22 protein-coding genes, 1 tRNA gene and 1 pseudogene are annotated in these 25,165 nt (G+C 61.5%); 9 read left to right on the forward strand and 15 right to left on the reverse strand.

What is annotated here, in order from left to right; all coding sequences use genetic code 11:
- Window positions 1-98 precede the first annotated feature (98 nt).
- Complete coding sequence (locus D4Q52_RS15680) at window positions 99-779, forward strand: ParA family protein (RefSeq protein WP_119857496.1); 681 nt, start codon at window positions 99-101, stop codon at window positions 777-779.
- A 408-nt stretch (window positions 780-1,187) separates the two neighbouring features.
- Here the strand turns inward: D4Q52_RS15680 and D4Q52_RS15685 are convergent, their stop codons facing one another.
- Both D4Q52_RS15685 and trxB read right to left on the reverse strand, forming a co-directional pair.
- Window positions 1,188-2,081 carry a LysR family transcriptional regulator gene (locus tag D4Q52_RS15685; protein ID WP_119857497.1) on the reverse strand — a complete coding sequence of 298 codons (894 nt, stop codon included), beginning with the start codon at window positions 2,079-2,081 and terminating at the stop codon, window positions 1,188-1,190.
- Window positions 2,082-2,113: 32 nt separating this feature from the next.
- The gene (gene trxB, locus D4Q52_RS15690) at window positions 2,114-3,079 is read right to left on the reverse strand and encodes a thioredoxin-disulfide reductase (protein ID WP_119857498.1); all 966 of its coding nucleotides are present in this window, start codon (window positions 3,077-3,079) and stop codon (window positions 2,114-2,116) included.
- Between the two features lie 254 nt (window positions 3,080-3,333).
- Here trxB and D4Q52_RS15695 point away from each other — a divergent pair, with 254 nt between their 5' ends.
- The gene (locus tag D4Q52_RS15695; protein WP_119857499.1) at window positions 3,334-3,813 is read left to right on the forward strand and encodes an Lrp/AsnC family transcriptional regulator; all 480 of its coding nucleotides are present in this window, start codon (window positions 3,334-3,336) and stop codon (window positions 3,811-3,813) included.
- 41 nt (window positions 3,814-3,854) lie between these two features.
- On the opposite strand, the gene D4Q52_RS15700 is transcribed toward D4Q52_RS15695, so the two are convergent.
- The 4 genes from D4Q52_RS15700 to D4Q52_RS15715 all read right to left on the reverse strand — a co-directional run bounded on the left by D4Q52_RS15700 (window position 3,855) and on the right by D4Q52_RS15715 (window position 8,741).
- On the reverse strand, window positions 3,855-4,265 hold the full coding sequence (locus D4Q52_RS15700) for a DoxX family protein (protein WP_119857500.1): 411 nt from the start codon (window positions 4,263-4,265) through the stop codon (window positions 3,855-3,857).
- 202 nt (window positions 4,266-4,467) lie between these two features.
- Window positions 4,468-4,944, reverse strand: coding sequence for a transcription elongation factor GreA (greA, locus tag D4Q52_RS15705; RefSeq protein ID WP_119857501.1), 477 nt, complete (start codon window positions 4,942-4,944; stop codon window positions 4,468-4,470).
- A 222-nt stretch (window positions 4,945-5,166) separates the two neighbouring features.
- Window positions 5,167-8,496 (reverse strand): carbamoyl-phosphate synthase large subunit, encoded by a 3,330-nt coding sequence (gene carB / locus D4Q52_RS15710; RefSeq protein WP_119857502.1) that lies wholly within the window; start codon window positions 8,494-8,496, stop codon window positions 5,167-5,169.
- Window positions 8,497-8,665: 169 nt separating this feature from the next.
- Window positions 8,666-8,741: transfer RNA gene (locus tag D4Q52_RS15715), tRNA-OTHER, on the reverse strand.
- Between the two features lie 305 nt (window positions 8,742-9,046).
- On the opposite strand from D4Q52_RS15715, the gene msrA reads away from it, so the two are divergent.
- The 4 genes from msrA (at window position 9,047) to D4Q52_RS15735 (ending at window position 10,934) form a co-directional block, all read left to right on the forward strand.
- Window positions 9,047-9,757, forward strand: a complete 711-nt coding sequence (gene msrA / locus D4Q52_RS15720) for a peptide-methionine (S)-S-oxide reductase MsrA (protein ID WP_119857503.1) — start codon at window positions 9,047-9,049, stop codon at window positions 9,755-9,757.
- 32 nt (window positions 9,758-9,789) lie between these two features.
- The gene (msrB, locus tag D4Q52_RS15725; protein WP_119857504.1) at window positions 9,790-10,203 is read left to right on the forward strand and encodes a peptide-methionine (R)-S-oxide reductase MsrB; all 414 of its coding nucleotides are present in this window, start codon (window positions 9,790-9,792) and stop codon (window positions 10,201-10,203) included.
- 118 nt (window positions 10,204-10,321) lie between these two features.
- Window positions 10,322-10,486 carry a DUF3309 family protein gene (locus tag D4Q52_RS15730; protein ID WP_119857505.1) on the forward strand — a complete coding sequence of 55 codons (165 nt, stop codon included), beginning with the start codon at window positions 10,322-10,324 and terminating at the stop codon, window positions 10,484-10,486.
- A 169-nt stretch (window positions 10,487-10,655) separates the two neighbouring features.
- Complete coding sequence (locus D4Q52_RS15735) at window positions 10,656-10,934, forward strand: hypothetical protein (RefSeq protein WP_182915331.1); 279 nt, start codon at window positions 10,656-10,658, stop codon at window positions 10,932-10,934.
- Window positions 10,935-10,956: 22 nt separating this feature from the next.
- On the opposite strand, the gene D4Q52_RS15740 is transcribed toward D4Q52_RS15735, so the two are convergent.
- Window positions 10,957-11,301 carry a hypothetical protein gene (locus D4Q52_RS15740; protein WP_119857506.1) on the reverse strand — a complete coding sequence of 115 codons (345 nt, stop codon included), beginning with the start codon at window positions 11,299-11,301 and terminating at the stop codon, window positions 10,957-10,959.
- A gap of 170 nt (window positions 11,302-11,471) precedes the next feature.
- Between D4Q52_RS15740 and D4Q52_RS15745 the strand changes: the two genes are divergently transcribed.
- Window positions 11,472-11,846: a hypothetical protein gene (locus tag D4Q52_RS15745; protein WP_234831213.1), complete on the forward strand. Its 375-nt coding sequence runs from the start codon at window positions 11,472-11,474 to the stop codon at window positions 11,844-11,846.
- Between the two features lie 48 nt (window positions 11,847-11,894).
- Here D4Q52_RS15745 and D4Q52_RS15750 read toward each other — a convergent pair whose 3' ends face one another.
- From D4Q52_RS15750 to D4Q52_RS27015, 4 genes and pseudogenes are all read right to left on the reverse strand, one after another.
- Entirely contained in the window at window positions 11,895-13,391 is a 1,497-nt protein-coding gene (locus D4Q52_RS15750) for a phosphomannomutase/phosphoglucomutase (RefSeq protein WP_119857508.1), read from the reverse strand.
- A gap of 50 nt (window positions 13,392-13,441) precedes the next feature.
- On the reverse strand, window positions 13,442-14,848 hold the full coding sequence (locus tag D4Q52_RS15755; RefSeq protein ID WP_283805667.1) for a mannose-1-phosphate guanylyltransferase/mannose-6-phosphate isomerase: 1,407 nt from the start codon (window positions 14,846-14,848) through the stop codon (window positions 13,442-13,444).
- Window positions 14,849-15,049: 201 nt separating this feature from the next.
- A complete protein-coding gene (locus D4Q52_RS15760) occupies window positions 15,050-16,786 on the reverse strand; it encodes a glycosyltransferase family 2 protein (RefSeq protein WP_119857510.1) in 1,737 nt (578 codons plus the stop codon).
- Window positions 16,787-16,850: 64 nt separating this feature from the next.
- Window positions 16,851-17,010: pseudogene (locus D4Q52_RS27015) on the reverse strand (IS3 family transposase); the annotation flags it as partial.
- Window positions 17,011-17,181: 171 nt separating this feature from the next.
- Between D4Q52_RS27015 and D4Q52_RS15765 the strand changes: the two are divergent.
- Window positions 17,182-18,111 (forward strand): glycosyltransferase family 2 protein, encoded by a 930-nt coding sequence (locus D4Q52_RS15765; RefSeq protein ID WP_119857511.1) that lies wholly within the window; start codon window positions 17,182-17,184, stop codon window positions 18,109-18,111.
- A 27-nt stretch (window positions 18,112-18,138) separates the two neighbouring features.
- Here the strand turns inward: D4Q52_RS15765 and D4Q52_RS15770 are convergent, their stop codons facing one another.
- The 4 genes from D4Q52_RS15770 to D4Q52_RS15785 form a co-directional block, all read right to left on the reverse strand.
- Entirely contained in the window at window positions 18,139-19,152 is a 1,014-nt protein-coding gene (locus D4Q52_RS15770; protein WP_119857512.1) for a rhamnan synthesis F family protein, read from the reverse strand.
- 162 nt (window positions 19,153-19,314) lie between these two features.
- Window positions 19,315-20,097, reverse strand: a complete 783-nt coding sequence (locus D4Q52_RS15775; RefSeq protein ID WP_119857513.1) for an ABC transporter ATP-binding protein — start codon at window positions 20,095-20,097, stop codon at window positions 19,315-19,317.
- A 5-nt stretch (window positions 20,098-20,102) separates the two neighbouring features.
- Window positions 20,103-20,873 carry an ABC transporter permease gene (locus tag D4Q52_RS15780; RefSeq protein ID WP_119857514.1) on the reverse strand — a complete coding sequence of 257 codons (771 nt, stop codon included), beginning with the start codon at window positions 20,871-20,873 and terminating at the stop codon, window positions 20,103-20,105.
- A gap of 280 nt (window positions 20,874-21,153) precedes the next feature.
- Complete coding sequence (locus D4Q52_RS15785) at window positions 21,154-23,103, reverse strand: glycosyltransferase family 2 protein (protein ID WP_119857515.1); 1,950 nt, start codon at window positions 23,101-23,103, stop codon at window positions 21,154-21,156.
- Between the two features lie 583 nt (window positions 23,104-23,686).
- On the opposite strand from D4Q52_RS15785, the gene D4Q52_RS15790 reads away from it, so the two are divergent.
- Window positions 23,687-25,126 carry a UbiA family prenyltransferase gene (locus D4Q52_RS15790; RefSeq protein ID WP_119857516.1) on the forward strand — a complete coding sequence of 480 codons (1,440 nt, stop codon included), beginning with the start codon at window positions 23,687-23,689 and terminating at the stop codon, window positions 25,124-25,126.
- Window positions 25,127-25,165: the final 39 nt, after the last annotated feature.

Below are 25,165 nucleotides of genomic sequence, written 5' to 3' on the forward strand. Positions count from 1 at the left end.
CGTCAAGCGCCGTCGGCGGTCGTCCGCACTTTTATCTTCCACGAATCAGCGTCCTGATTCACCTTTGTGAATCAATGGTCAATCGGGAGGCCCGTCGTATGAATGTCATCGTCTTTGCGTCACGTAAAGGCGGCGCAGGCAAGAGCACACTGACCGCTCACTTGGCTGCCCATCTTACCAAAGCGTCGAAGCGCTGTTTGTTGGTCGATGCCGATCCGCAGGGCTCACTCACGCTGTGGCACAAATTGCGTGGTACTAACGAGCCGCCGCTTCGCACGGCAACGCGTTCCGTGGGTGAGATCGTCGCTTCCGCCAAGCGCGATGGCATCGATTGGGTGTTCATCGACACGCCGCCGAACTTGTCCGCCGTCGTCGACGACGCGATCCGTCATGCCACCATGGTCATCATACCGGCGCGCCCGGGCGTGTTCGACGTCAATGCGGTGCAGGAGACGATCCAGAGCTGCCGCTCCAGCCGCAAGCCTTATGCGGTCGTGCTCAACGGCGCACCGGCGCTCCGCGACGAAACGGAAAGCCGCATTGTCACCATTGCGCGTGACGCACTCGCCAAGTTCAAGGCGCCGGTTTGGGGTGGTCAGATCACCAATCGTGCCGACCTGCTGATGGCGCTGGGCGAAGGCCAGGGCGCTCGGGAATATGCGGCGGAAGGACGCGCCGCCTACGAGATCAGCCGATTGTGGGCCGCGATCGAGCGCTCGGTCAAGGCGATCCGCGGGGCGGGTGCTGCATCCGGGGCGATGCACAAGCAGGCCGCCTAATCATCGCACATAACGACGCGCGGCATCGCGCGTTCTCGGCCTCCGGCCGCGGCGTAACTCGCCGCGGTTTTTCGCCGTTGCGGCCGGGCTGCCCGCACCCAGCCGATAAGCTGACGCTCATCAGCGCAAGAAAAAAGCCGGGCTCACAAGGAACCCGGCTGAGGTCATGGCCTCAAGAGGCCGACACAATCACCTTCCAAGAGGGATAACTGAAGCTCCACACCACTGGAGGAGGGGGACAAGTGTAGTGCGAACCCTCAGCATGTAGCCATTTGATCCGCGAAAACGGCATCCAGCAACCAGGGTCGCCGCATGTCAGTCATGCATACGTGGCCGCGGCGATGCCGCGCAGAGCTGGCGGCGTCGCAGGCCTCCTGGGGCTTGACCGAGAGCACGAGAGCGCCGAACTCAGCTCGGCCAGCGCTGCGCCTTGTTGACCACGAAGTCGCGGAAGACCTGGACGCGGGCGACGGTCTTCAGCTCTTCTGGATAGACGAAATATGTGTCGAGCTGGATCGAGTCCTGCTCGTCGAACAGCTGTACCAGCCGGTTCGGATCTTCGACCAGGTAGTCGGGCAGCGCCGCGATGCCGAGGCCCTGCTGACAAGCCCGCACCAGACCGAGGATGTTGTTGACCTTGAAGTACGGCTCGCGCGGCCCTTGGCCGTTGCGGCCGGCGTCGACCAGCCAGCTGCGGTTCTGCAGATGCTGCGGTACCTGATTGTCGCTCAGCATGATCAGCCGGTGGTTATCCAGCTCTTCAAGCGTGCGCGGCGTGCCGAAATGCTTGATGTATTCGGGAGAGCAATAGGCGTGGAAGCCGATTGAGAACAGTTTTCGCTGGATCAGGTCGGGCTGGGTCGGCTTGCGGGTGCGGATCGCGACGTCAGCCTCGCGCATCGACAGATCCAGCTCTTCGTCGGTGACGATCAGCGAGATCCGGATCTCGGGATACAGCGCGGTGAACTCGCCGAGCCGCGGCACCAGCCAGTGAATGCCGAGCCCCGGCGTCGTGGTGATCTTCAGATCTCCGCTCGGCCGCTCGCGGCTGTCGGTCAGCTTGGCACGCGCCGCCTGAAGCTGCATGAACACGTCGTGCGCGGTACGGAACAGCAGGTCGCCCTGTTCGGTGAGTATCAGACCACGCGCGTGGCGGTGGAACAGCGAGACCGACAGCTCCTGCTCGAGCGCGCTGACTTGGCGCGAGACGGCTGATTGCGACAGGCCGAGCTGTTCACCCGCATGGGTGAAGCTGCCGGCTTCGGCAGCCGCGTGAAAGACCTTGAGCTTATCCCAATCCATATCGGTGAACCCGTCGCGGTTTCGAGGCACGGTTATTCCGCCGCCTCGCGTTCATTGGCCGCCATTGCCAGAAAGCGTTCGGCTTCGAGCGCGGCCATGCAGCCGAGGCCTGCTGCGGTGACGGCCTGACGATACGTTTCGTCAGCCACGTCGCCGGCGGCGAACACGCCCGGCACCGAGGTGGCGGTCGAATTCGGCGCCACCTGAACATAGCCGGACGGCTTCAGCTTGAGCTGGTCTTTCACCAGCTCGGTCGCGGGCGCGTGGCCGATCGCAATGAACACGCCATCGGCCGGCAGTTCGGTTATCGCGCCGCTCTTGACGTTCTTCAGCCGGACATGCGTGACCTTGGTCGGGTTGTCGCTGCCGCAGATCTCGTCGACGGCGCTGTCCCAGACCACGTTGATCTTCGGGTTCTTGAACAGGCGGTCCTGCAGGATGCGCTCGGCCCGGAAATGATCACGGCGATGGACGATGGTGACCTTGGACGCGAAGTTAGTCAGAAACAGTGCTTCCTCGACCGCGGTGTTGCCACCGCCGACGACCACCACTTCCTTGCCGCGATAGAAGAAGCCATCGCAGGTCGCGCAGGCCGAAACGCCGAACCCCTTGTAGGTCTGCTCCGACGGCAGGCCGAGCCAGCGTGCCTGCGCCCCGGTGGCGAGGATCACCGTGTCGGCGATGTAGACGTCGCCGCTGTCGCAGGTGAGCCGGAACGGGCACTGGCTCAGATCGAGGTTCACGACCAGATCGGTGATGATCTTGGTGCCGACATGGACGGCCTGCTTCTCCATCTGCTCCATCAGCCAGGGGCCCTGGATGACGTCGGCGAAGCCGGGGTAGTTCTCCACGTCGGTGGTGATGGTCAGCTGACCCCCAGGCTGCATTCCTTGCAGCAGGACCGGCTCAAGCATGGCGCGGGCGGCATAGATCGCTGCGGTGTAGCCGGCCGGTCCTGAGCCGATGATCACGACTTTGGCGTGGACTGGACTGGGCATGTTTCAGCTCCCCAAATATAGGGCGGCGCGAAGCAGGAATGGCCTGGCAGGGGCATCGCCAATGGGCGGAAGGTTTAGACGCAACATTATGTCATCTAGAGAGCTATGCAAGATTTGCAATCCGTCTGTGCAGGATTTCCCACGGTGTTTGGCAAACGAGTTGTGAGCATCGCGAAATAAAATTGCGCAGGATGTGTCAACTCAGCTAAGACGGGAGCGTTGCCCGCCACGTCCGCAACACGGGATTTCGCTGCGTGTCCAAGAGCCTCGACCAGATCGACCTGAAAATCCTCCAGGAAATCCAGGAGGACGGTCGAATCACCAATGTCGAATTGGCGAAGCGCGTCGGGATCTCGCCGCCGCCTTGTCTGCGCCGCGTCCGCACCCTGGAGGAAGAGGGCTACATCCAGGGCTATCGCGGCCTGCTCGACCCGGCCCATCTCGGCTTCGACGTGACCGTGTTCGCCTCGGTGCACCTGTCGAGCCAGGCTGAAGCCGATCTGCGCGGGTTTGAGGAGTTCGTCCGCAACGAGCCGCTCGTCAGGGAGTGCTGGATGCTGTCCGGCGAGGTCGATTTCATTCTGAAATGCGTCGCGCCCGATATGGCGACCTTTCAGGCCTTCGTGGCGCATCTCACCGCCGCTCCCCATGTCCGTAACGTCCGCACGTCGCTGGTGCTGAGGAATTCGAAGTATGCGGCCGCCGTGCCGCTGGAGTTGAAGTCGGCGACCTGACCGCCGGGCCGGGCCCGGCGTCCAAAATTGGTTGGGGAGGTTCAGATCTTGCGGCGCAGGGCTGCGTCGAGACTGATCGGTCCGCCACCCGCTGTCGCCAGATACAAGCAGGCGAAGCAGAACAGGATCGCGGCGGTGCCGCCGTTCAACAGCGGAAACCACACCGGCGCTTCGCCCTTGAATACGTGGCCGATGAAGTAAGCGAACGCCATCTCGCCCGACAGGATGAAGGCGACCAGCCTGGTGAACAGACCGAGCATCAGCATCGCGCCGAGAATGAGTTCGAGCGCACCGGCGAAGCCGATGAGCGAGAACAATTCGACCTTGGCGAAGTAAGGGACCACCGGAAACTTGAAGATTTTCGCCACGCCGTACTGAAACAGCAGCAGGCCGGTGATGAAGCGAAACAAGCTCAGGACCGTGGGCTGCCACTTGGCGGCGAAGCTGTCCATGTTCGGTGCGAGTCCTTTGTTGATGACGGATCGCAGTTGGATACTTGGCGTTCCGCGCCCTTGTCCATTGGTCGCACCCTGCAACACGGACAAGTGATGTTTGTCCGGCTGGCGTGATCACCTGGAAGGCGCTCACTACTCTGCACACAGCAAAAAGGCCGCCCTCGGCGGCCTTCTGTGCACTACCTGCTCGAAAAACGCGTCAGCGCCATTCGACCTTTGCGATCTCGTAGGCCTTGGCGCCGCCGGGGGCATTGACCTCGACGGAGGTGCCCTTGGTCTTGCCGATCAGGGCGCGGGCGAGCGGCGAGGTGATCGAGATCTTGCCCTTCTTGGCGTCTGCCTCGGCTTCGCCGACGATCTGCCAGACGGCCTTTTTCTCTGTGTCCTCGTCGATCAGCGTCACGGTGGCGCCGAACTTGATGGTGTCGCCGGACAGCTTGCTGATGTCGATGATGTCGGCGCGCGCGAGCTTGTCCTCGAGCTCCGCGATGCGGCCCTCGTTGTGCGACTGCTCTTCCTTGGCGGCGTGATACTCGGCGTTCTCCGAGAGGTCGCCATGCGAGCGCGCCTCGGCGATATGCTCGATGATGCGCGGACGATCCTGCGACTGGCGCTTCTTCAATTCGTCCGAGAGCGCGGCGTAGCCGCCCGCCGTCATCGGTACCTTTTCGACCATCTTGCCTTCATCCTCGATATTCGCCGCGGCTGGTCACATCGTGACCAACCGCAATCTCGTCAGCTTGCATAAGGGCGAGCCGCCGCGCGGGTACCCAAAACTTCCAGGAATACTTCCAGCCGGTAGCTCAGGATCGCCGCGAGGGCCGATTAAAACTAACTTGAAGCTGGCGGGTTCCCGGCCTTGCCGATCAGTTTGCCGGGCACGCGGCCCGGCTGTCGATCAGGATTGGGAAAAGTAGCTCTGCAAGGTCCGAACCTCAAGGTCTCCGCCCAGATAGGCCCGGATTCCCTTTGCGGCCGCCACAGCCCCGGAAAGAGTGGTGTAATATGGCACCTTATGCAAGAGGGCAGCCCGCCGCAGCGAGCGGCTGTCGGCCAAGGCCTGCGGCCCCTCGGTGGTGTTGAACACCAATTGGACCTCGCCGTTCATGATGGCGTCGACGATGTGCGGACGGCCTTCCAACACCTTGTTGATCTTCTCGGCCGGGACGCCGTGGTCGCTGAGATAGCGCTGCGTGCCGGAGGTGGCGATCACCTTGAAGCCGACTTCATGGAGCAGCTTCACGGCGTCGATGATCCGGGTCTTGTCGTTTTCCCTGACCGAGACAAACACCGTGCCCTTGCGCGGCACGCGGGTGCCGCCGCCGAGCTGACTCTTGGCGAAGGCGATCTCGAACGAGCGGTCGAGGCCCATGACTTCGCCGGTCGAACGCATCTCCGGGCCGAGCACGGTGTCGACGCCGGGGAAGCGGGCGAACGGGAAGACCGATTCCTTGACGCCGACGTGGCCCAGCATGCGTTTCTCCAGACCGAGGTCCGCGATCTTCTCGCCGGCCATGATCCGGGCGGCCAGCTTGGCAACCGGCATACCGATCACCTTGGCGACGAACGGCACCGTTCGCGAGGCCCGCGGATTGACCTCGAGAACGTAGATCTCGCCGTCCTTAATGGCGTACTGCACGTTCATCAGGCCGACGACGTCGAGGCCGAGCGCAAGCTCCCGGGTCTGCCGCTCCAGCTCGGCGATGATCGGCGCGTCGAGCGAGTAGGGCGGCAGCGAGCAGGCCGAGTCGCCGGAATGAATGCCGGCTTCCTCGATGTGCTCCATGATGCCGACGATGAAGGTGTCCTTGCCGTCGGACAGGCAGTCGACGTCGACTTCCGTGGCGTCCGACAGATAGCGGTCGAACAGCAGCGGGTTGGTGCCGAGCACGGTGTTGATCTGGCCGGTCTTGTCGTTCGGGTAGCGCGCCTTGACGTCGCCGGGGACGAGCTCGGGCAGGGTGCCGAGCAGATAATCGCTGAGCTGATTGTCCTCGCGAATGATCTGCATGGCGCGGCCGCCGAGCACGTAAGACGGGCGCACCACCAGCGGCAGGCCGAGTTCGGCCGCGACCAGGCGCGCCTGCTCGACCGAATAGGCGATGCCGTTCTTCGGCTGCTTCAGCCGCAGCTTGTCGAGGATGCGCTTGAAGCGGTCGCGGTCCTCGGCGAGGTCGATCGCGTCCGGCGAGGTGCCGAGGATCGGCACGTCGGCGGCTTCCAGCGCGCGCGCCAGCTTCAGCGGCGTCTGGCCGCCGAACTGGACGATGACGCCCTTCAGGCTGCCCTTGCTGCGTTCGGTGTCGATGATCTCGAGTACGTCTTCGGCAGTCAGCGGTTCGAAATACAGCCGGTCCGCGGTGTCGTAGTCGGTCGACACGGTTTCGGGGTTGCAGTTCACCATGATCGACTCGTAGCCGGCGTCATGCAGCGCGAAGCAGGCATGGCAGCAGCAATAGTCGAACTCGATGCCCTGGCCGATCCGGTTCGGACCGCCGCCGAGGATGATGACCTTGTTCTTGTCCGAAGGCCGGCTCTCGTCGGACGCGGGGCCGGCGAACGGCGACTCGTAGGTCGAGTACATGTAGGCGGTCGGCGAGGCGAACTCCGCCGCGCAGGTGTCGATGCGCTTGAACACCGGGCGGACGTCGAGCGCGCGGCGCTTCGCCTTGACGTCGGCTTCGGTGGTGCCGGCCAGCACGGCCAGGCGGGCGTCGGAGAACCCCATCGCCTTCAGGGTCCGCATGCCGAAGGAGTGCTCCGGCAGGCCGCTGGAGCGCACCCGCGCTTCCATGTCGACAATGCCGCGCAGCTGCGCCAGGAACCACGGGTCGATCTTGCAGGAGTTGAAGATCTCCTCGTCGGTCCAGCCCAGCCGCATCGCCTGGGCGACCTGCAGCAGCCGGCTCGGGGTCGGGGTGCCGAGCGCCGCGCGGATCGCGTTCTTGTCGTCGCCGCGGCCGAGGCCGTCGATTTCGATCTCGTCGAGGCCGGTCAGGCCGGTCTCGAGACCGCGCAGCGCCTTCTGCAGGCTTTCCTGGAAGGTGCGGCCGATCGCCATGACTTCGCCGACCGACTTCATCGAGGTGGTCAGGTTGGCCGAGGCGCCGGGGAATTTCTCGAAGGCGAAGCGCGGAATTTTGGTGACGACGTAGTCGATGGTCGGCTCGAACGACGCTGGCGTCGCGCCGCCGGTGATGTCGTTGGCAATTTCGTCCAGCGTGTAGCCGACCGCCAGCTTGGCAGCGACCTTGGCGATCGGGAAGCCGGTGGCCTTCGACGCCAGCGCCGACGAGCGCGACACGCGGGGGTTCATCTCGATCACGACCAGCCGGCCGTCCTCGGGATTGACCGCGAACTGCACGTTGGAGCCGCCGGTTTCGACGCCGATCTCGCGCAGCACCGCCAGCGAGGCGTCGCGCATGATCTGATATTCCTTGTCGGTCAGCGTCAGCGCCGGCGCCACCGTGATCGAGTCGCCGGTGTGCACGCCCATCGGATCGAGGTTTTCGATCGAGCAGACGATGATGCAGTTGTCCTTCTTGTCGCGGACAACCTCCATTTCGTATTCTTTCCATCCGAGGATGGATTCTTCGATCAGCACCTCGCTGGTCGGCGAGGCGTCGATGCCGCTCTCGACGATCTCGATGAATTCGGCCTTGGTGTAGGCGATGCCGCCGCCGGTGCCGCCCATGGTGAAAGACGGGCGGATCAGCGCCGGGAAGCCGATTTCGTCGAGCGCGCGCAGCGCGTCGGGCAGATTCTTGACCTGGCGGGAGCGGGGCGTCTCCAGACCGATTTTGGTCATCGCCTCGCGGAAGCGTTCGCGGTCCTCGGCCTTGTCGATGGCGTCGGCGGTGGCGCCGATCATCTCGACGTCGAATTTCTCCAGCGTGCCGAGCTTGCGCAGCGACAGCGCGCAGTTCAGCGCGGTCTGGCCGCCCATGGTCGGCAGCAGCGCGAAGCCGCCGGGAATGACGTAGCGTTCCTTCTCGACGATCTTGGCGACGATCTCGGGCGTGATCGGCTCGATATAGGTCGCGTCGGCCAGTTCCGGATCAGTCATGATCGTGGCCGGATTGGAATTGACCAGGACGACCCGGTAGCCTTCCTGCTTCAGCGCCTTGACCGCCTGTGTGCCGGAATAGTCGAACTCACAGGCCTGGCCGATCACGATGGGACCGGCGCCGATGATGAGGATCGTGGAGATGTCGGTTCTTTTGGGCATCAAATCTCGCTGACGCGGGCGGGGAATTTCGGGCACAAAAAAAGGGCGCGCATCCGCGCGTCCCTTGCTCATAAGCGCCGGGCGTTCCAGGCGCGCGGCCGTGTCTTAGACCAGTTTCCGCAGCGGCGAAAGGGTTTAACGACCGCCGTCAACCGTCAAATTGAAGTATTGGAGGCCCAGCCTGGACTTGAACCAGGAAAAAGGAGCGTTGCACCGCCCCCGCGTTGATCTTCCGCCACCGGGCCAAGGACAATGTGGCCCGTTCGGGTGCGACAATCCAGCCCATCTGACGATTAACCTTAAAATCCCGGTTCTGGAAAACCAGGCGAGACCTCGACTGGCTGCCGCTGCGCAGCACCCCGGAATGGCGTGCTTGGGGCCGACAGCCTCCAGTTTTTGAGGCCTCAATTCACCGTCATTGCCTCACGCATTCGTGTGATTGCTGGCGTAACACTTCCCCGGTCTCGCCGTATCTTGTCAGCGATGGCAGCCGCGGTGGAGAGATCCAGCGGTGGTCCGAGCGATCGAACGTCGAACCCGAGGAAACTCCATGCGCTACATCAGCCGCTTCGCTCACTACGCCGCCGCCCTCGGCGCACTGGCCCTTTCCGCGAGTTTCACGCCGGGGCACGCCGCCGAGGAAGCAGTGGTGATCCCGCCGCCGGCGGTCGACGCCAAGGCCGGCGACGGCATGCAGACCGCGGTGTTCGCCGGCGGCTGTTTCTGGGGCGTGCAGGGCGTGTTTCAGCACACCACCGGCGTCGTCAATGCCGTCTCCGGTTATGCGGGTGGCAGCAAGGCGAGCGCGAACTACATGATGGTGTCGACCGGCACCACCGACCATGCCGAGGCGGTGGAGATCAAATACGATCCCAAGCAGGTCAGCTACGGCAAGCTGCTGCAGATCTTCTTCTCGGTGGTGCACGATCCGACCCAGCTCAACCGGCAGGGTCCCGATCGCGGCACGCAGTATCGTTCGGCGATCTTCACGCTCAACGATGATCAGAAGAAAGTCGCTGACGCTTACATTGCACAGCTCGGCGCCGCCAAGGTCTACGGCGGCCCGATCGTCACCAAAGTCGGCGCGCTCGAAGGATTTTATGCGGCAGAAGCCTATCATCAGGACTACCTGACGCTGCACCCCAGCCAACCCTATATTGTCTACAACGACCTGCCGAAGATCGATAATCTGAAGAAGCTGTTCCCGAAGGACTATCGGGAGAAACCCGCGCTGGTCAGCAGCGCGAAAGTGACGAACTGAGGCTCAGGTCGATCACACGTTCAGGAGTTGTCATGACCGATACCAAGACCGCGCCCGGCAAGGTCACCAAGAGCGAGGCCGAGTGGCGCAAGGAATTGACGCCGATTCAGTACGCCGTGCTGCGCGAAAAGGCGACCGAGCGTCCGTTCACCGGCGAGTATGAATACGAGACGACGCCCGGCACCTATGTGTGCGCCGGCTGCGGTCAGACCCTATTCGAGTCCGATGCCAAGTTCGATTCCGGATGCGGCTGGCCGAGCTTCACGGCGCCGGCGCAATCGGAAGTGATCGACGAGGAACGCGACGTCAGCCACGGCATGGTCCGCACCGAAGTGCTTTGCTCGAACTGCAGCGGCCATCTCGGCCACGTGTTCCCGGACGGGCCGGGACCGACCGGCCTGCGCTACTGCATCAACTCGGCCGCGCTGAAGCTGAAGCCGCGCTGACGATTCGAATGCGACGCGCCGCGGCAAGCGCGACGCGTCGCATTCGGCCAAGATCGAGCGTATCCTCTCTCCACGGCCAAGGCCGGCGTATATGCCACGCATCGGCGGGGAGAGTGCCATGTCGCTCGCGACCATTCTCATCATCGTCCTGGTCATTCTGCTGCTGGGCGGCCTCAGCCGTCACTTCGGCGGCTATGGCTACGGCCAAGGCTCCGGCCTCACGGGCCTGATCGGCGTGGTCCTGATCGTCGTCCTCGTCATGGTGCTGCTGCGCAAGCTTTGAGGGATTCCGCAAGCGCCGCCCGGTCTTGGGCGATTTCGCCTTCGCGGGGTCGCAATTCCGACGCTTGCGCCTATATTATAGAGGAAATTCGAGCAGCGCTGCGCCGAGCTCTCGCGGAGTTTCCGCGTCGCGCATAATTCACGCGTACCGTCAAAAGGTTAGTTGCATCATGGCATTCAGCTTCGACACTGCCGCAGAATTATTTCCTGCAGCGATCCGGAAGAAGAAGCGTGCTGGTTTCACCTATCGCCGGTTCGACAATGCGGCCGACGCGGTGAAGTTTGCCATCGAGGAACTGCCGGCGGATTCGCTGAACGGCGCCTATCTGCAGGTCGACGAAGCCCGGTTCGATCAGAAGGGCATTCGCGAGCTCTACGAGAGCGAAGCCTATCCGCATCAGCGCCGCGTCGAGGAACCTGCCGACGTGCTGAAGGAAGATGCCGCCTGACGCCTGATACTCAGGGGCGTTCCTACAGCCGGACAAAGGCCTGCGTATCGCAGCGATCGACGATGGCTGCGGGGCGTGACGAGATCAGTTTGATATCTCGGTAGAATAGCGCGTAGGTCTGGTTCGCCGGCGCTTGGGTACTGCTGCGCACGCAGACGATCCATGGCGCCACAGTGGCCGGCTTGGCTTCGATCGGGCCCGCCACTTCCAGCGGGTCGGGGAGCTTGGCTTCGGCAGCGACCCTCTTGATATCAGCAGTCGCGGATTTGATGGTCGGCGCCTCTGCGGCAGGCTCGGGAATACCTTCGAGAATACCCGAACACGCCCCCAGCATGATCGACGAAAGAATGATAGTTAGCGTCCGCATTCGTCCAACACTCGTTAAGTGATTGGCGCGAGTGAGTAAACCAACCCGGCTCCGATGGCAACGCCGGCGCGGCGAAGATGAGGCGGACGAGCAGTGACACCGCGCCCATTTTCACTCTCTGCAGATCAGGCTAAACAGCCGTCATGCAGCGCCTTGCTACAAATTCATTGGTGGTACTTTTAGTCACCGGACTATGTGGCTGCGCGGTCGATTCCAATCTCAGCTTCGCGCCGGATTTCATGAAGCAGGCTCCGGCCGCGTCGTCCGAGCCGGGTGCTCCGCCTGATGTGGGCAGCTTGTTGAAGTCCAACGTCAACGCGGTGTTTGCGCAGGGCTCATCGCCCGCAGACCTTCGGTTCTCGGCGCCGGTCGCCGGAAAATATGGCGGCTGGGATAGCTGCGTGCAGGGCGATGTGGTCGGCGTGACCGGGCAGCCGCTCGGCGTTCAGACGTACCTCGTCACAATCGACCGCAATCAAGTCGGGCGCCGTGAGCGCGTCGGGTCCGATCATTGGTGCGCGCGGCAGACTTACAAGCCGATCTGACTGTGCAGCAGACTTGATCCACCGTTCGCGCGATCGGATGCAGCATCCCTATATGGTTTGATTGTAGGCGCCGACTTCCGGATGCTGGCGCAACACGAGGTTGACCGCTTCGAACATCTCGTGCATCCGCGCCTCCGAAACCGGGCTCTCGACCACGACGACCAGCTCCGGCTTGTTCGATGAGGCGCGTATCAACCCCCAGCTGCCATCCGTACAGGTAAAACGCACGCCGTTGACCGTAACGAGATCCCGGATCGGCTGGCCGGCGACGAGGTCGCCGTGCTTCTGCGCGGCTTCGAAGTGCTTCACCACCGCATCGATCACGCCGTACTTCTTCTCGTCGTCGCAATGCGGTGACATCGTCGGCGACGACCATGTCTTCGGCAGCGCATCCTTGAGCTGCGACATCGATTTGTCCGGCGCGCGATCGAGCATCTCGCAGATCGCGATCGCCGATACGAGGCCGTCGTCGTAGCCGCGGCCGGGCGGCGCGTTGAAGAAGAAGTGTCCCGATTTCTCGAAGCCCGCGAGCGCGTTCAGTTCGTTGGTCCGGCGCTTCATGTAGGAGTGGCCGGTCTTCCAGTACTCAGTCTTGGCGCCCTGCGCCTGCAACACCGGATCTGTCGCGAACAGCCCGGTGGATTTGACGTCGACGACGAACTGCGCGCCGGCAGTGATCGCCGACATGTCGCGCGCCAACATCACGCCGACCTTGTCGGCGAAGATCTCCTCGCCGGTGTCGTCGACCACGCCGCAACGGTCGCCGTCGCCGTCGAAGCCGAGGCCGAGGTCGGCCTTGTGCTGCAGCACCGCGTCGCGGATCGCGTGCAGCATCTTCATGTCTTCCGGGTTCGGATTGTATTTCGGGAAAGTGTGGTCGAGCTCGGTATCCAGCGGGATCACCTCGCAGCCGATCGCCGCCATGACCTGCGGCGCGAAGGCGCCGGCTGTGCCATTGCCGCAGGCGACTACCACCTTCAGCTTGCGCTTCAGCCTCGTGCGCTTGGTGAGATCGGCGACGTAGCGAGCCGGATAGTCTTGGTGGAAAACGTAGCAGCCGCTTCCGCCTTTGAACTCGCCGCCCAGCACGATCTCCTTCAGCCGGGTCATCTCCTCAGGGCCGAAAGTCAGCGGCCGGTTGGCGCCCATCTTGACGCCGGTCCAGCCATTGTCGTTGTGCGAGGCGGTGACCATCGCGACGCACGGCACGTCGAGATCGAACTGCGCGAAATACGCCATCGGCGTCACCGCCAGCCCGATGTCGTGGACCTTGCAGCCGGACGCCATCAGGCCTGCGATCAGAGCGTATTTGATCGACGCCGAGTAGCTGCGGAAATCATGACCGGTGACGATCTCCTGCGGGCGCCCGAGCTCGGCGATCAGCGTGCCGAGCCCCATGCCGAGCGCCTGGACGCCCATCAGGTTAATCTCTTTGCCGAACAGCCAGCGCGCGTCGTATTCGCGGAAGCCGGTGGGTTTTACCATCGCCTCGGATTCGTAGGCGTAGGTGTTGGGCAGCAGCGCTGCCTTCGGCTGCGGAAACATGGCTCTTTCTCGCGGTCGGGACGTTGGCGGATGACGAAGTTCAACGCGGGCTATGTACGACGGTAATCGTCATCGAACCTGATGATGTCGTCCTCACCGAGGTAGCTTCCAGTCTGCACCTCGATCAGCTCGAGCGTGATCTTGCCAGGATTGTCGAGCCGGTGCGTCGCACCGATCGGGATATAGATCGACTCGTTCTCGTGGATGGTCTTGACCAGATCGTCCACCGTGACCTGAGCCGTACCGCGGACGACGATCCAGTGCTCCGAGCGGTGATGATGCTTTTGCAGCGACAGCCGCTCGCCGGGCTTGACCACGATCCGCTTCACCTGGTGACGATCACCCTTGTCGAGCGATTGATACGATCCCCACGGTCGATGGACCAGGATATGATCCTCGGTCACGTTCGGCGCCACGGTCTTGAGATGACTGACGAGCGTCTTCATGCTGCCGCCGGCGTTCTGCCGGCTCACCAGGATGGCGTCCTGCGTGGCGACCACTACCAGATCTTCGACATCCTGGAGCGCGATCAGCGCCTTGTCGGTCCACACGTTGCAGTTTTGCGCATTCTCGAACACCGCGTGGCCGCGCGCCGTATTGCCCTCGCGGTCCTTGTCCGACAGCTGCCAGATCGCCAGCCAGGAGCCCACGTCCGACCAGCCATACGACACTGCGATCACCGACGCGCGCGAGGTGGTTTCCATCACCGCGTAGTCGATCGAGATCGGCTTGGCCGCTTCGAACGACGCACGGTCGAGAACACGGAAATCGAGGTCATCGATCGCCTTGACGACGGCGGCTTCGACCTTCTCGACGCTGACGGCGTCGACGGCTCGATATTCGTCCAGCAGGGTGGCTGCGCGGAACATGAAATTGCCCGTGTTCCACAGATAGCCCTCCGAGACGTAGCGCTTGGCCGTCTGCAGATCCGGCTTCTCGACAAAGCGCTCGACCGGCGCCACGCCGTCTTCCACATTCAGGGCAGGCTTGATGTAGCCATACTCGACCGACGGCCCCTCGGGGCGAACGCCGAATGTGACGATACGGCCTGCCTCTGCGGCGCCAAAGCCCTGGCGGCACGCCGCCACGAAGGCGGCGTCATCATCCACGACGTGGTCGGCAGCCAGCGCAACCACCACCGCCTCCGGATTCTGCCGCGCGGCGAACGCTGCCCCGGCGGCGATGGCCGGGCCGGAATCGCGCTTTACCGGCTCGAGCAAGATATCAGCCTGCAGACCGATTTCGGCCAGCTGCTCGCGGACCAGAAAACGATACGCCAGATTGGTGATGACGATCGGCCGTTCGAACAATTCGGGGTCGGAAACCCGCAGCATGGTGTTCTGAAACGTCGAGCGATTGCCGAACAGCGCGAGAAATTGCTTCGGACGTCCTTCCCGCGACGCCGGCCAAAGCCGCGTGCCGGCTCCCCCACACATGACAAGCGGAAATATTCGCAATCGGGCCTCCGTAGGTTGATGCGTCCACTAGCATGATCGACCTCGGCGGGCAATTTGACGAGGCACCAGGCTTGCGATGCCTTCGGTAATTGGTCGAAATGCGGGCAGCAGTTGCGTGAGGTCACGCCGTTCGCGGAAGGGCGCATGAGGTCCGTGGCCACGGCGCCAGCATTCGGTCTCACCGGCGCCTGGCACGAGCCATCACGCCCAGCTCGATCGGTCTTTGGAGCTGTCCCCGATACAAGCTCCAGGCACTGGGGCAATCTCACGCTCTCCTGTCATTGTGAAGGCACTCTTTTCACCCGGAAAACCGATTATAGTTTCTCCAGGTCGGTGTGTGGGCCACCGGCTTCCTCCGGTTTCGTCTCGATGAGTACCAAGGCGAAGTAGTTCTTGCAGCTCCGAGAGTGCAGGCTGCTCCTTCCGGACGAGGAGAAATAGATTGCGGCGGAACCAGTGAAGCGTGGAAAGCGCTCGCAGCGATAAACTGCCGGGTACGTCAACTCCCCAGCCGCAATGCTGAAATCTGTCGAGCCAGAATCCCGGCTCACGCAAGGTTATGTGGCCATGGCCTGGCTGATCCAACTGAGCTGCCGAGAAGACGATTGCATCGGTTGTGTTGGACGCGATGTCGTCAATGATGCTGAGGCCGGCTTCCTCTGGAAGATGCTCGGCCACTTCGACAAAGATGGATAGGCTGAACTGACGGTCGATACACAGCTTTTCAGTGCTCGCCAGATCGCGTTGGATGTACTCATTCGGAGAGATAAAATGATGGCTCGACCATGGCGCGCCATCAATCCCCACGACCTTTGCGCCCAGTGTGCGGAACAGGGATAGATCGGCCCCTAGACCGCAGCCGACGTCTAGAACGGATGAGTGGTCAAAGCGTCTGCTTACGTATGCGAATGGCGGCCAATCGCATTTCAAGTTCTGCGCGTAAAACGTCGACGAGAATGTTCCGGGCGGTAGCGCTTCCTTCGCCTCATCGTCACAAAGTGCAGCGGGGCGCAATGTCTCGGTTGGATTGGGCAATGGGAAAACCGAATACGAGAGTCGGTGCAGCAACTGCAACTCCGGTCGCATCTGTCTTATCAAGGCCCCAAACAATTGAACGTCGTGAGGCAGGCGAGTGTCCGAAGTGATTTCGGGGGTGTCTGAGGCGGTTGCCTCCCGAGCTAAGTAATTCCGCGCGACATCTCTGATATCGGGGGAATCGTGCGTTTCGAAATATGAGAGGACCGTTTGTCGCTGATATGACTCCGTGCCTATCCAAGATCCGCCGAGGGCAATTCCCTTGCTGAGGATTCCGTTGCAAGTTTTCATCCGTATCTGATGGCTTGAGCGGACTGGAAGGTGGGCGAGCGGCAGATGAGCGAGAATCGTGCTTTTGAACGGCCGCCCGTCGGGTCGAGTGACGATATGCTGTCCATTCGGAACGAGAATATCGCTCCCTCCAGCGGCGTGACCGGGAATTATTGCCTTATAGTACTGCTCAACTTCCCGTTCTAGCCGATGCTCCCAATGGTCCGGTTGAAATACGTACTGCTGCTCATTGTTTGGCGGAATAAACGTCACCCATGGCACCAATCCGATTGTGTCGCTTGGTATCTGAGCCAGCGAAGCTTTGAACGTCTCCTTATTCTTCGTTAAGAAAATTTCATCCGCGTCAAGAAGGCAAAGGTATTCAGGGTTGAACTGGTCTCTTATGCGGTTAGCTAGAGACGTGAGAACCTCTGACTGCGCGTAATAATTCTTGCGCGTAGGCCATATTGTGATGGGCAGCCCTTCGCGAACAAGCGCATCAAGAATCTCGCAAGTGCCATCCTCCGATGGATTGAGGACAATAAACATATGGTCGAGCAGCTTGGTGTTGCACCTCACAAAGTATTCGATGATATCAGCTTCGGACTGAACCATCGAGAGCGATACAATCATGTCTGACAACGTTACAGTTTTGGTATTCCGATAATAGGCTGTTGCCGGTTCGGTCGACAGCTAGTTAAGCTACTCCCAGCTTCCGCTCGAACTCAACGGGGCTGAGATAGAAGATAGTCGAATGCCGACGGGGCGGATTGCAGAGTCGATGGACGTCATCAAACACGCCAGCTTTAGCCTCGATCCCGCGGCGATCGCTTGGTCTCGAGCGACGAGAAGAATGACGGGAATGTCGACTCAACATCGGGGGCATCGGTCCCGATCGCACCGACATCGATTCGGCCGCAACTGGCGGGCCTTGGCGGTGTTCGCCGGTTTCGCACTCTGGCAAAATGGTCTAAGACGCGGCGCGGATCGTGATGGGCCGCGTTGGTGGTGGATGATCTGTGGAAGCTATGCCGGCCGCGACCTCAAAAGTAGCGATTTTGCTTGCGACCTATTGCGGGGCCGAGTTTCTCGCCGAACAGCTCGAGTCATTTCGAGCGCAGACCCATCGCAATTGGGAGTTGCACGTCTCCGATGACGGTTCGACAGACGACAGCATCGCCCTCGTCGAGGCGTTTGCTGCGACGGTCGAGCAGCAGGTCGTGGTTCGGGCAGGAGCGGGTGGCGGCTTTTGGCGGAATTTCCTGTCGCTGATTCCCCGGGGCGAGATCGCCGCCGATTATTTCGCCTTCAGCGATCAGGACGATGTCTGGCTGCCCGAGAAACTCGCGAGGGCAGTCGCCTGGTTCCGTTCAGTGTCGCCGGAGCGCCCAGCGCTGTACTTTTCGCGCACTGAACTGATCGCTCGCGACGGGGCCGCGCTCGGGCTATCGCCGCTGTTTCGACGCCCGCCGATCTTCCAGAACGCGCTGGTACAAAACATCGGTGGCGGGAACACCATGGTCTTCAACGACGCCGCCCGCCGGCTGCTCGCGCAGACGCCCGATGATGTGGAGTTGGTGTCTCACGATTGGTGGGCCTATCAGTTGATCACCGGCGCGGGCGGGATCGCCCATTATGATCCATGGCCGAGCCTGAAATATCGGCAGCACGGGCAGAATCTGGTCGGCTCCAACATCGGCTTGCGCGCGCGCCTGGTTCGCCTCATGGCATTTGCCGGCGGTCGGGTGATCGGCTGGAATGCGATCAATATCGCGGCGCTGAGCAGCGTCCGGCATTTGCTGCACCCCGACAATGTGCGGGTGCTGGACAGCTTCGCGCAGGCCCGCAGTGCCGGTCTGCTGATGCGGCCTTATCTGCTGTGGCGCGCGGGTGTCTACCGGCAAGGTCTTGTGGAAACGATCGGTCTTTATCTCGGCGCCTTGCTCGGGCGGATCTGAGGCCGCGGTCCCAGCCGTGCTCCGACTTCAGTCGCGGCGATCGGCAAGAGAGCGCAGATGATCGTCGATCATCGTCACGTCATACGCGCTCGCAGACCGGATGACGTCGCGCCATGCCGCGATTGGCATCCCGGTCGGATTGGATTGCAGCAATTCGCGTTTGATGAACGGGCATTTGTAATCGGTGATCAGCGTATCCCAGAAAAAATGCATCGCGTTGATCGGACGGCCCTGCAGCAGGATGGTCTGCAATCGTTGCAGGCTGTGCGAAGGGTCGCTGGCCGTTTGCCGGATCGCGCGATCCGCCAGCCTGTCCTTCATGGCTTCGGCAACAGACCAATATGGCGCGAGCACAGCGCCGCGCAGCCCTTGCGCCGCGAGCGCCTGCGTCAATCCCACTTCGCCGTTGCGGATGACCCAGTCCTTGTTGTCGACGTAAGGCATCGCCTGCCAGAACCCGCCAAACGCTTTCGAACGTAGCGCTGTCGGCAGGAACATCAGGAAGAATGACTGAAGGTGATAGCGAAGCTCCCAGTTGTCGACGATGCCCCAGAAATCCGCGCGGCTGCGATCGACCGCTGACAACATCTCAGCCAGGTTGGAAAATGGCCCGTACACGCTGTCGTTCATCAGAACCAACGCATCGAGCTCCCGCAGGTCGCCCACCGCTGCGATGCCGTCCTTGTAGGCGCCGAAGTCGTAGCCGGTGTTGAACCGCCACAACATCGAATGGCAGTGCGGCGCGACCCGCATTCGGCTTTCGGCGGGAAAACTCGGCGAGTTGGTGACGAAGGTGACGCTAAAGCCTGCCGCAGCCAGCTCGCGGAGCTGGTATAGGACGTAGTCGTGGACCAGGCCATCGCGGTCGAAATGAACATAGATGGCCGCGTGACGGGCCCCGGTCGCCGAGGCGTCACCCAAGATGGTTTCGCGGATCAGGCTGCGACGCCGCCAGGCCCGGGCAACCGGCCGGATGACGGCGTCCTGTGCGATGTAATAGGAGGATCGGACCGATCTGGCGAAGTCCTTGAACTGGCTCACACCGCGCTCCAATCGACTGTCATGCGGTTGCCGGACGCCCGCTTCGCGCGGGATGCCTCTGCTCGTGCGATCGAGCGGATCGGCCGCAGCTGATGACCGCGCGTCCGATCAACATGCCAATTCGACGTTGCTGGCTCGCGTTCACTGCCGCAAGCCCGGCGCTCAGTTGGCCATTTCGGCAGTATAGGCGTCGAGGATCTCGTCGATCGGACCGGCAACCTTGATGCGACCCTGATCCATCCAGATCGCCTGATTGCAGAAACGCCGGCAAGTCTCGATGCTGTGCGACGCCAGCACCAAGATGCTCGCCTTCTCCACGAACGATTGAATGCGGGTCTGTGCCTTGTTGAGAAAGGTGGCGTCGCCCGCCATGATCCACTCGTCCATCAGCAGCACTTCGGGTGCGAAGCACGTGGCGACCGCGAAGGTCAGGCGCGTCATCATGCCCGACGAATAGGTTCGGACCGGAAGGTCGAGATAATCGCCGAGCTGGGTGAACTCGATGATGTCCGGGATACGCTCTTCGATCTCTTTGGCGGTCAGACCGAGAATCATGCCCCGAAGGCGGATATTGTCGTATCCGCTGACTTCGCTGTCGATACCAAGTGCGATGTCGAACATCGGGGAGATCCGACCGCGCGTCGTCACAGTGCCCGACACCGGCTCGTAAATCCCGGCGAGGACCCGCAGCAGGGTGGTCTTGCCCGCTCCGTTCGAGCCGATCAGCGCGACACGGTCGCCCGCCGTCAGCTGAAACGAAATGTCACGCAGCGCCTCGACCATGATCCGCTGGTTGGCATCGGTGGCGAGATGCCCGCCCGAGCCGCGGAACAGGATGCTCTTTTTCAGCGACCGCGACCCACCATGATAGATCGGAAACGAAACGCTGACGTTGCGAAGCGTCAGTTCGGCATCCACGGCCGGGCGGATCGGAGCGACTTTCATGGCGATCAAACCCAATACGCGATGCGGGCGCGGAAGCGGGAAAACACTGCTCCGGCAATGGCCAAGTTGATGATGGTGATGAGCAGTACGGCCAGATAGTTCTTCAGCGTCGGCATGTTGCCGAGCAACGGCGCCCGCACGATCTCGATCAGGTGGAAAAACGGGTTGAAGTCCACGATGAACGTCTTGGATTTCAGCAGTTCCGGCTTCCAGAAGATCGGCGTGATGAAGAAGACGATCTGAATCGCCGAGTTGACCACCTGCGGAATATCGCGAAACCGCGCCGACACGATGCCGATACACAGGTTGAGGACGCTACCGTTCAGGATCAAGAGCAGCAGACCGGGGATCGCCCAGAGTGCCGTGAAACCAGGCCAGAGCTTGAAGTACAGCAACACGCCGAAATAGATGACGAAATTATGGAGGAAGATGACGAACTTGCTCCACGTCGAACGGTAGACATAGACGGAGTAGGGCAGGCGAATCTGCTTGATGTAGGATTCGGCGCCCGTGAATAATGTGCCACCCTCGGTCACGAAGCTGGCAGTCAGCGTCCAGACCAGCAATCCAACGCATAGATAGGGCAGGAAATCGTGGATCGGCACGTTGAACAGTTCGCTGTACAGGATGCCCAGCGCGACCACCATGATGGCCATGCTGGCGGTCAGCCAGAACGGCCCCAGCAGAGACCTGCGATAGCGCTGCAGGATGTCGTTCCAGCCGAGCCGAACCCAGAGCGGCCACAACGCCAGGCCGCTGATCAGATCCTGCACCATCACGTGAACCGGTGACGGAGGCTGAGCCTCCGCGAGGAGGTCGGCGCGATCGAATTCTAGGTGTGTTTTCAAGGGGAAGCACCGGGTCTATGCAAAAGCTGATAGCGGCGAGCTATCACTTGTGGACAGCAACAGCTGCAGAAGTCCGCCTGTCAACGCCACGACCGCCGGTTCCTGTCAAGGGATAACATAAACCGCCCCTGCGCAACAGATCAGCGAAGCCCTTGCGCCACGGATCGTCCGCCGAAACATCGCTCCGCAGCCCAAAAAATCGACAGTGCTATCGCATCCACGGCTTTCGCCGCCGGGGCGGAAAGGCAAGACCAAAGGGGTTCACCATCGCAATCGTCAGATTGTCACTGTAAAATTGATCGTGCGCCAGCGCGGCAGACCACGTCTGCTGCATGTAGTCGACTTCCCGGCGGAACCGCGCCGCTTTGGCCGGAGTGTCTTCAGCGCCGCGGCTGGCAGATTCATAATGATAGAGCTCCGCATGCGGGGTCCACACGTTGCGATAGCCCTTCGCCAGAATCTTAAGACAGAGGTCGACGTCGTTGAAGGCGACCGGCAGGTCCTCTTCATTCAAGCCACCGACTTCGTCGAACACCGATTTTCGCACCACTAAACAAGCGCCGGTGACCGCCGAGACGTCGGATGCCAGCAGATTGCGGCCGAAATATCCCACGTCGTGGCGACCCAGCCCGACATTGAAATGGTTCGCGACGCCTCCCACGCCGAGCACGACGCCGCCATGCTGCAGCCGGCCGTCCGGATACAACAGCTTCGCTCCGACGGCGCCAACTCCGGGAAGCACGGCGATCGACACCATTTCCGACAGCCAATCGCGATTGATGACATCGATGTCGTTGTTGATCAGGCCGATGATCGAACCCCGTGCCGACTTCACCGCCATGTTGTTGATGGCGGAGTAGTTGAACGGGCCTTCGAAGCGCAGAATGCGGACCCGGGGATCGCGCCGCAACTCGGCAAGGAGCCGAATGGTGTCGGGAGAGACGCTTTGATGATCGACGATCAGGAGTTCGAACGTCGGATAGTCTGTTCGATGCAGACTCCCATCGGCGCACATCGCCAACAGGTCGGCCTGATCCCGGGTCGGAACGCTCAACGACACCAACGGCGCCGGCTGCGGCACCGCGCGGCGCACGCGAATCCATTGCGGCAGTTTCTGATCGGCCGCCACCGTCGCGACCTCGTTGTTGCGTTGGAGATGCTCGCTGACTGCCTGCAATGCCGCTTCGGAGCATTGCTTGAGGTTGCTTTCGGAGAAGGAAGCAACACCATATTTGCGTCGCCAGTGATACAGGACCGCCGGTATATGATGAATCCGATCCGGCTTGGTGGCGTCGGCACAGCGAAGGCTGACATCGTAGTCCTGGCTTCCTTCGAAGCCTTCGCGGAAGCCGCCGACGCGCTGCAGCAGCGTGCGGCGATAGACTCCCAAATGGCTGACCATGTTGTGCGCGAGAATCAGCGTCGGATTCCAGGCCGTCTTGAAGTAGGGCGTCATGCGGCGCCCTTCTTGGTCGATCTGATCTTCATCGCTGTAGATCATATCCAGTGACGGATTGTCGTTGAGGCTGACCGCGACCTCATACAGCGCATGCTCCGGCAACAGATCGTCGTGATCCATCAGCGCGACGAACTCACCCGTCGCCAGCTCCAGCGCCGAATTCGACGCGGCGGAGATGTGGCCGTTAGTTGCCCGCCGTGTCCATTTGATCCGTGGATCGTTCTCGGAAGCGCGGGCGAGAATCGCAGAGACGTGCGGAGAGGGCGAGGCATCGTCCGCGACGCAGAGCTCCCAATTTGGATAAAGTTGCGCGCGAACGCTGTCGATCGATCGCTCCAGCAATCCAGCGGGAGTCTCGTAGGCTGGCATGACGATGGAGATCAGCGGCTTGTAGCCGAGCCGATTGATATGCGCGCGGATGAGTCGACGGTCTTTGTCGGTCAATGTATCGAATTCGTGCACCCATTGATCATAGAGCGTCGCGCTTGGTCGCTTGCGCCGCCCTTTGATCGAACCCAAAATCGGTCGAAGCTGCCGCTTTGCTAATCGGTAACATGGTCCGATAACCGATCTAATCGCTTGTTTGGCGGGGGCCGGAAGCTTTCTTCCAAGCCGCTTGATGCTCTCTTCGGTCCGTTGGAGCCTCGAGACTGCTTCTCCGGTGACTGGTTCGGTTGCATCGTGATCGGCGTTAGACATATCTATCTCCGACGCGCGAGCGGTGCTGGTATTCGGCTCGCGAGCCTTGAAGCTGCTGGGTGTTTTCTGGGCTGCTCACAGCAGACGAGTTTGGTGATCAAACTTCCGAACCGAAATATCACCCGTCAGCGGCGCCCTTATGGTGACCAGTCAGACGGTCAAATAGTGGATGTCTCAAAAAGCACTGTTCCAATTCGATTTCGTCAACAGATCGCGCAATGGCTTCTAAGCTTTTTCGCTCCTACCAGACAATCTTTTACAGTGGTCGAATTGCTTCTGAGCGGATGGTTCTTGGTCGCGGTCTAGTGTGCGGATCCTCATCGGTCAATGGCGGACGTGGTTGATCCAAATCTGGCACATCTGTCGGTTGTCCCGGTGCCCTGCATCAGCGTAGGGTTTGACGGCCTTAGTCCTGCCATGCTTATTGCAATGAGAGACTGGCAATCGCTGCCGACTGTTGGATTTAAAACCGAAGTACGCGTCGATCGAGCCAGACTTCAAGTTATTGTCTAAACCAACTTTATTAACGGCTCGCGTGACAGATCATTTGCGCTGACCGTAGAAGCAAAACGAGCAGTCTACGATGGATTCATGCTGCCCGACTCGGCTTCTTCCCTTAGTGGTGGATCTCGACGATACTTTGTTAAAGGTCGATACTCTTTACGAACAGTTTGCATCTGGACTGCTCACCCGGCCATGGGCAGCGATCGGCGCTCTCTTGGCGTTGTCCGGCGGCAAGGCGGCGTTCAAGCGCCGACTGTCCGGCCTGGCCAATGTCGATGTCGAGCATCTGCCGGTTCGTGAGGAGCTCTTCGGTTACCTCGTTGAACAGGCCGCGATGGGACGGGAACTGCACCTCGTGTCTGCGGCGGATCAGACCATCGTGTCGCGCGTCGCCGAACGGTTCCAGATTTTCAATTCGGCGACTGGAACAGAGCCGGGTCTGAACTTGAAGGGCATCAACAAAGCTGCGCATCTGGCGGCGCGTTTTCCGGAAGGATTTGTCTACGCTGGCGACAGCGCCGCAGATCTGCCGGTGTGGAAAGCCGCTCGCGCCGCAATCCTGGTCGCGCCGGCGATGTCGGTCCGGGCCGCAGTCGTGGATGCCGGTATTCCAGTGGAGTGCAGCTTTGATGACAGGCCGGCGCCGCGGACGGCCTGGCTCAGGGCGCTGCGTCCGCATCAATGGGCCAAGAACCTGATCGTCTTGGTTCCCTTGGCGCTCGGCTGGCGCGACGTCACGCTGACCTCATTGTTGACGACGCTGATCGTGATGGGGCTGCTCTGCGTCGTTGCGTCGCTGACCTATGTGGTCAACGATTTGGCGGACTTGACGGCGGACCGCCGACACTGGTCGAAACGGCGGCGACCGTTTGCGTCCGGCGCAATCCCGGTTCGCGACGGACTGCTGGCCGTTGGCGTTCTGCTGCCGATCGCATGCGCAGCAATTCTTCTGGTCGCCCCGCTCGCCGGCGTTTGCGTGTTGTTCTACGTTGCGGTGACGCTCGGATACTCGTTTGGATGGAAACGAATTCCGCTGTTCGACACCTTCATCATTGCGTTGTTGTTCACGACGCGAATTTTGATCGGAATTGCGGCCGCCCAATTGGCGCCATCGGCCTGGCTGCTGACATTCTCGATGTTCTTCTTCTTCTCGCTGGCGATGGCCAAACGCCATACTGAGATACTACGGGCCGCAGAGCATGACATGAAGAAGCTGGAAGGCCGGGGCTACCAGGCCGGCGACGAGAGTCTGACGCTGGCTTTCGGCACGGCTGCCGGGATGGCGTCGATCGTCATCGTCGTCATCTACCTGGTCGAAGAGGTGTTCGCCAGGCAGGTCTACAATACCCCGGCATGGCTGTGGGTGGCGCCAATTGCGATCTTCCTGTTCATCTGCCGGATCTGGGGGCTGTCCCATCGCGGGCGGATGACGGACGACCCGGTGGCATTCGCGCTGCGCGACCGCGTCTGCCTTGGGCTCGGCGTCTGCGTCGCCGTTGCTATTGTGTTGGCCCTGTGACGGGATTTGCGCCACGGTCCGACCTGCTGTCGTGGGGGC

The organism is Rhodopseudomonas palustris (assembly GCF_003591005.1).
Lineage (GTDB): Bacteria > Pseudomonadota > Alphaproteobacteria > Rhizobiales > Xanthobacteraceae > Rhodopseudomonas > Rhodopseudomonas palustris_K.